Here is a 5,825-nt window from a genome sequence, read left to right as displayed (position 1 = left end):
CCACACCTGGGCCAGGGTATGCGCGGCGCCGGGGGGGATGAGCCCGCCGCCTGCGGAGGCGGCGGTGGAAGCGTCGCGGGAAAAGGCTGCGGAAGCGTTGAGGTCCAGGCGCACATCGCCGGACAGGAAATGTTGCAGGCGTCCGGCAAAGCCCATGCGCCCCCAGGGGCACAGGTTCAGGCTTTCGCCTGCGCGCGGCCCGCTGGGAGAGGTGAGGGCGAGGCCCGCCCCGCCGCAGAAACCCAAGTAATTGCCGCCGCCGTCCACAAACGCGCGGATGGCCGCAAGACCGGCCTCGCCCAGGCGCAGGGCCCTGCCGCGCGCCCAACCGCCGGGCACGATAAGCAAAGTGGGGAGCAGGGAAGGGGGCGACTCGCCAGCGCCGGAGATTGCGGAGTGCCCGCCAGCCGGGCCGCAGGCCCCGCACTTGCCAGAGAGCGCGCCCTCGGCTATGTCATGTGCGCGTAAAATCCCGTGGGGCACGCCCAGCGCGCGCAAAGCGCGCAGCACAAGCAGGCCCCACAGGTGCGAGTCATCCCACAAGACGAAAACGCGCGTCATCTGCCGCCCCCAGGGTTTCCGGCACCCTATCCGCGCCCGGGCCCCCTGGCAAGCGGCCTGGCAGGCGGAGTCCCGGATTGGCGAAGCCCCGCCGGGGGCGAACCAGCCGCCGCTGTTCCGGCCGAACGCGCTTGAAGGAGAGTTCATGTCCGACGCCACCGCTCCCCGGAATTCCGCCGCTCCCGCCCAGGAAGCCGCGCTGCCCAAGGGCTACGAGCCCGCAGACGTGGAGGCCCGCTGGGGCAGGCACTGGGAGGACAACAAGACCTTCTCGCCCGATCCGCAGGACGTGCTCTCCGGCAAGAAGGAGCCCTATTCCATCGTCATTCCGCCGCCCAACGTCACGGGCGCGCTGCACATGGGCCACGCCCTGAACCTCACGCTTCAGGACATCCTGTGCCGCTTCATGCGCCAGCAGGGCAAAAGCGTGCTCTGGGTGCCGGGCACGGACCATGCGGGCATCGCCACGCAGAACGTGGTGGAGCGCCAGCTGAAGAAAGAGGGCAAGAAGCGCGACGACCTTGGCCGCGAAGCTTTCATCGAGCGCGTGTGGGACTGGAAGAAGGAATACGGCGACCGCATCCTGAACCAGATCCGCCGCATGGGCGCGAGCGTGGACTGGACGAGCGAACGCTTCACCCTGGACGAGGGCCTGTCCAAGGCCGTGCGCGAGGTCTTCGTGCGCCTGTACGGCGAGGGCCTCATCTACAAGGGCAACTACATCGTCAACTGGTGCAACCGCTGCCACACGGCCCTGGCCGACGACGAGGTGGAGCACGCGCCCAAGAAGGGCAAGCTCTACCGCATCCGGTACCGGCTTGCGGACGGCAGTGGTGAGCTAATAGTCGCCACCACCCGGCCCGAGACCATGCTGGGCGACGTGGCCGTGGCCGTGCACCCGGAGGACGAGCGCTACACGCACGCCGTGGGCAAGAAGGTCATCCTTCCGTTGGTCGGCACCGAGATTCCGGTCATCGCCGATGCCTACGTGGACATCGAGTTCGGCACCGGCGCGCTCAAGATCACCCCGGCCCACGACATGAACGACTGGGCCCTGGCGCGCACCCACAAGCTGCCCGTGATCCCGGTCATCGACGACAAGGGCTACATGAACGAGAACGCCCCGGAGGCTTACCGGGGCCTTTCCAAGGGCGAGTGCCGCGACAAGGTCGTGGCCGACCTGGAGGCGCAAGGCCTGCTGGTGGACATCGCCGACCACGACCACAGCGTGGGCGAGTGCTACCGCTGCAAGAGCGTCATCGAACCCCACGTTTCCGAGCAGTGGTTCGTGAAAGTCGGTCCCCTGGCCAAGGCCGCGCGCGAGGCCGTGCCCGCGCAGACCCAGATCTTCCCCGCCCAGTGGGAGAAGACCTATTACGAGTGGCTGGACAACATCCGCGACTGGTGCATTTCCCGGCAGATCTGGTGGGGCCACCGCATTCCGGCCTGGACCTGCGAGGCCTGCGGCGAGCTCATCGTGCAGGTGGAGGACCCGGCCGACCTGGCGCATGGCTGCCCCAAGTGCGGCGGGGCCCTGAAGCAGGAAGACGACGTGCTGGACACCTGGTTCAGCTCGGCCCTGTGGCCCTTCTCCACCATGGGCTGGCCCGGCAAGGACGGTGCCACGCCCGACAAGCTCAAGGCCTACTACCCCACCAGCGTGCTGGTCACGGGCTTCGACATCCTGTTCTTCTGGGTGGCGCGCATGATGATGATGGGCATCCATTTCCAGGAGCAGGTGCCCTTCCACCACGTGTACATCCACGCCCTGGTGCGCGACGAGCAGGGCAAGAAGATGAGCAAGTCCACGGGCAACGTCATCGACCCCCTGGAGATGATCGCCAAGTACGGCACGGACTCCCTGCGCTTCACCCTCACGGCCTTTGCCGCCATGGGCCGCGACATCAAGCTCTCGGAAAAGCGCATCGAGGGCTACCGCCACTTCGTGAACAAGATTTGGAACAGCGCCCGCTTCGCGCTGATGAACCTGCCGGGCGAACCCGCGGCCACGCTTGAGGAGGCGCTCGTGAGCGCGCCCCTGGCCAACCGCTGGATTCTGCACCGGCTGGAGGAAGTGAAGGACGAGGTGGAGAGCGCCACCCTGGAGTACCGCTTCAACGACATCGCCCAGGGACTGTACAAGTTCATCTGGAACGAGTTCTGCGACTGGTACGTGGAAATGGCCAAGGGCGACCTCTACGCCGAGGACGAGGCCAAGAAGGACGCCACCCGCCGCGTGCTTTTGACCGTGCTCTCCGAAACCATGGTGCTGCTGCACCCGGTGATGCCCTTCGTGACCCAGGAGATCTGGAGCGTGCTGCCCGGCATTACGGACAAGGAACTGGCCCTTGCGCCCTTCCCGGCGCGCCGGCCCCAGTGCAAAAGCGCCCAGGCTGCCAAGGACATGGCCTTCTTCCAAGGCGTGGTGGGCGCTGTGCGCACCATCCGCACGGAGCTGTGCATCGACCCGGCCAAGAAGCTGCCGCTGATTGTCGATACCGGCGACGCGGGAGACAGCGCCCAGGCCGTGCTTACGGACAACGCGCACCTCATCGCCCAGCTGGCGCGCATCGATTCGGCGGACATCGGCCCCGGCAAGACCGGCCCCCGCGCCAGCGGCACGGCGGTTGTGGAAGGCGCGCGCATCTTCGTGCCCTTGAAGGGCATCGTGGATTTCAACGCCGAGGTGGCCCGCCTGGACAAGGAACTGGGCAAGCTGGACAAGCAGCTCGCCGCCCTCAAGGGCAAGCTCAGCGCGCCCGGCTTCGCCAACAACGCCCCGGCGGACATCGTGGCCGTGGAGCGCGAGAAGCTGGCCGGGCTGGAAGACGCCAAGGCCAAGCTCTCCGAATTGCAGGAGCGCCTCAAGGCCGCCCTGGCCGAGGGAGACTAGCCCCGGTGGACGCCGCTGCGCAGATACGCATACGGCCCTGCGTGGCCGCAGACGAGCCGCTCATGGCGGAGATCGTCAATGATGCCGCGTCTGCGTACAAGGGAGTCATCCCGGCCGACCGCTTTCACGAGCCGTACATGCCCCTTGAGGAACTGCGGGCGGAGATCGCCGCGGGCGTGCGCTTCTGGGGCGCGGAAAGGGGTGGCGAACTCGTGGGCGTCATGGGCGTTCAGAACGTGGACAACGACGCGCCCGGCGGCATCGGCGACGTGGCCCTCATACGCCATGCGTACGTACGCACTGCGCAGCGTGGCCTGGGTCTGGGCGGGAAATTACTGACGCACCTGATGGGCATTACGCAGCGGCCCATGCTCATGGGCACCTGGGCCGCCGCCGACTGGGCCGTGCGCTTCTACCAGAAGCACGGCTTCACCTTGACCTCGTTTGCGGAAAAGGAAACACTTCTCCGCATCTATTGGAACATTCCGGCGCGCCAGGTCGAGACCTCCGTGGTCCTGGCCGATGCGCGGGCCATCACCATGATACGCAAAGCCAGCTTGGAGAAAACCATGTCCACAGTCTACCTCATCGGCGCGGGCCCCGGCGACCCCGGCCTCTTGACCGTCCGGGCCAAGGAACTCATCGAGACCTGCGACGTGGTGGTCTACGACTACCTGGCCAACAAGGAATTCCTCAAATACGCGAGGAAGGACGCCGAGATCATCTACGTGGGCAAAAAGGGCGGCGACCATACCCTGCCCCAGGACCAGATCAACCAGCTGATCATCGACAAGGCCAAGGCAGGCAAGAGCGTGGCGCGCCTGAAGGGCGGCGACCCCTATGTCTTCGGTCGCGGCGGCGAGGAAGCCGAGGAACTCGTGGAGGCGGGCATCGCCTTTGAGGTCGTGCCCGGCGTCACCGCTGGCGTGGCCGCCCCGGCCTACGCGGGCATCCCGGTCACCCACCGCGACCATACCACAAGCGTCTGCTTCATCACCGGACACGAGGACCCGACCAAAGAGGAGTCCGGCCACAACTGGGAAGTGTACGGCAAGAGCAACAGCACCCTGGTGTTCTACATGGGCGTCAAGAATTTGCCCATGATCGCCGGCAACCTGATGAAGAACGGCCGCGACAAGAACACCCCCGTGGCCCTGGTGCGCTGGGGCACCCGCTGCAACCAGCAGAGCATGGTCAGCACTCTGGAGAACGTCGCCGCCGAGGCCGAGAAGCGCAAATTCGCCGCGCCCAGCATCATCATCGTGGGCGGCGTGTGCTCCCTGGCCGACAAGCTCTCCTGGTTCGAGAAAAAGCCCCTGCTGGGCAAGGGCGTGGTCGTCACCCGCGCCCGCGAGCAGGCCAGCGACCTGGCCGACGTGCTGAAAAACATGGGCGCCTGCGTGTTCGAATTTCCCACCATCACAGTGGAGCCCCTCGACGACTACGAAGAGGTCGAAAAGGCCATCCTCACCCTGGGCGGCGTGGACTGGCTCATCTTCACCTCGGTCAACGGCGTGAAGCACTTCTGGAACCAGCTGGCGGAGATCGGCCTGGACACCCGCGCCATAGGCGGCATCAGCGTGGCCGCCATCGGGCCCGCCACGGCCGATGAACTCAAGGCGCGCGGCATCACCCCGGATTTCATCCCGCCCAAGTACGTGGCCGAGGAAGTCGTCGCCGGCCTGCTCGAGCGCGGCATCGCGGGCAAGAACGTGCTCATCCCCCGGGCCAAGGTCGCCCGCGAGGTGCTGCCCGAGGAACTCGCCAAGGCCGGGGCCAATGTCCGCATCCTGCCCGTGTACGAGACCAAGCTGACCCAGCAGGATCCGGCCGAGATCGTGGAGGCCCTGGAAAAAGGCAAGATCCAGGCCGTGACCTTCACCAGCTCAAGCACCGTGGAGAACTTCTTCACCCTGCTCTCGCCCGACACCCTGAAAAAGTACCCCGACGTCAAGATCGCCTGCATCGGCCCCGTCACCGCCAAGACCCTCGCCCGCTTCGGCTTCACGCCGAACATCCAGCCCGAGGACTACACCATCCCCGGCCTGGCCGAGGCGCTGGGCAAGGGCCTGTAAGAGAAGAGCAAGGGGCTCCGCCCCTTGACCCCGCCAGGGGGTATGCACCCCCTGGACCCGCAGTCAAACGAGAAGCCCCGGAGCGCAAAAGCGCTCCGGGGCTTCTCGTTTGGGGCAGATCGAAAGGTGGCTGAGGAGCGGGGCCAAATCCGCCAGGGCTGGCGCTGTTTTTCGCCCGACTCCCCCCGCCCGGACCCTTCGCGCTGGGTTTTGCTTCAGGCGGCTTTGCACCTGAAGCAAAGCCCAGCGCCACAGGGAGTCCAGAGGGCCTTGTGCCCTCTGGCGGGGGTCTGGGG

The 5,825-nt window shown here is 66.6% G+C and carries 3 protein-coding genes and 1 pseudogene; 3 read left to right on the top strand and 1 reads right to left on the bottom strand.

The annotated features are described in order from the left end of the window. A partial coding sequence (locus VN419_RS12495; RefSeq protein ID WP_325647548.1) for a BPL-N domain-containing protein occupies positions 1–561 on the bottom strand: 561 nt, incomplete at its 3' end. Between the two features lie 145 nt (positions 562–706). Here VN419_RS12495 and VN419_RS12490 point away from each other — a divergent pair. The 3 genes and pseudogenes from VN419_RS12490 to cobA all read left to right on the top strand — a co-directional run bounded on the left by VN419_RS12490 (position 707) and on the right by cobA (position 5,529). Beyond that, positions 707–3,454, top strand: coding sequence for a valine--tRNA ligase (locus tag VN419_RS12490; protein ID WP_325647547.1), 2,748 nt, complete (start codon positions 707–709; stop codon positions 3,452–3,454). Between the two features lie 62 nt (positions 3,455–3,516). Continuing rightward, positions 3,517–3,882: pseudogene (locus tag VN419_RS12485) on the top strand (GNAT family N-acetyltransferase); the annotation flags it as partial. A 141-nt stretch (positions 3,883–4,023) separates the two neighbouring features. After that, positions 4,024–5,529, top strand: a complete 1,506-nt coding sequence (gene cobA, locus VN419_RS12480; protein WP_325647549.1) for a uroporphyrinogen-III C-methyltransferase — start codon at positions 4,024–4,026, stop codon at positions 5,527–5,529. Positions 5,530–5,825: the final 296 nt, after the last annotated feature.

It is taken from the genome of Humidesulfovibrio sp. (genome assembly GCF_035560995.1).
Lineage (GTDB): Bacteria > Desulfobacterota > Desulfovibrionia > Desulfovibrionales > Desulfovibrionaceae > Humidesulfovibrio.
This window is presented reverse-complemented; position numbering and strand designations above follow the sequence as displayed.

Coding starts and splice junctions, on each gene's coding strand:
- VN419_RS12490 (WP_325647547.1), top strand. CDS start 707: ATGTCCGACGCCACCGCTCCCCGGAATTCCGCCGCTCCCGCCCAGGAA.
- cobA (WP_325647549.1), top strand. CDS start 4,024: ATGTCCACAGTCTACCTCATCGGCGCGGGCCCCGGCGACCCCGGCCTC.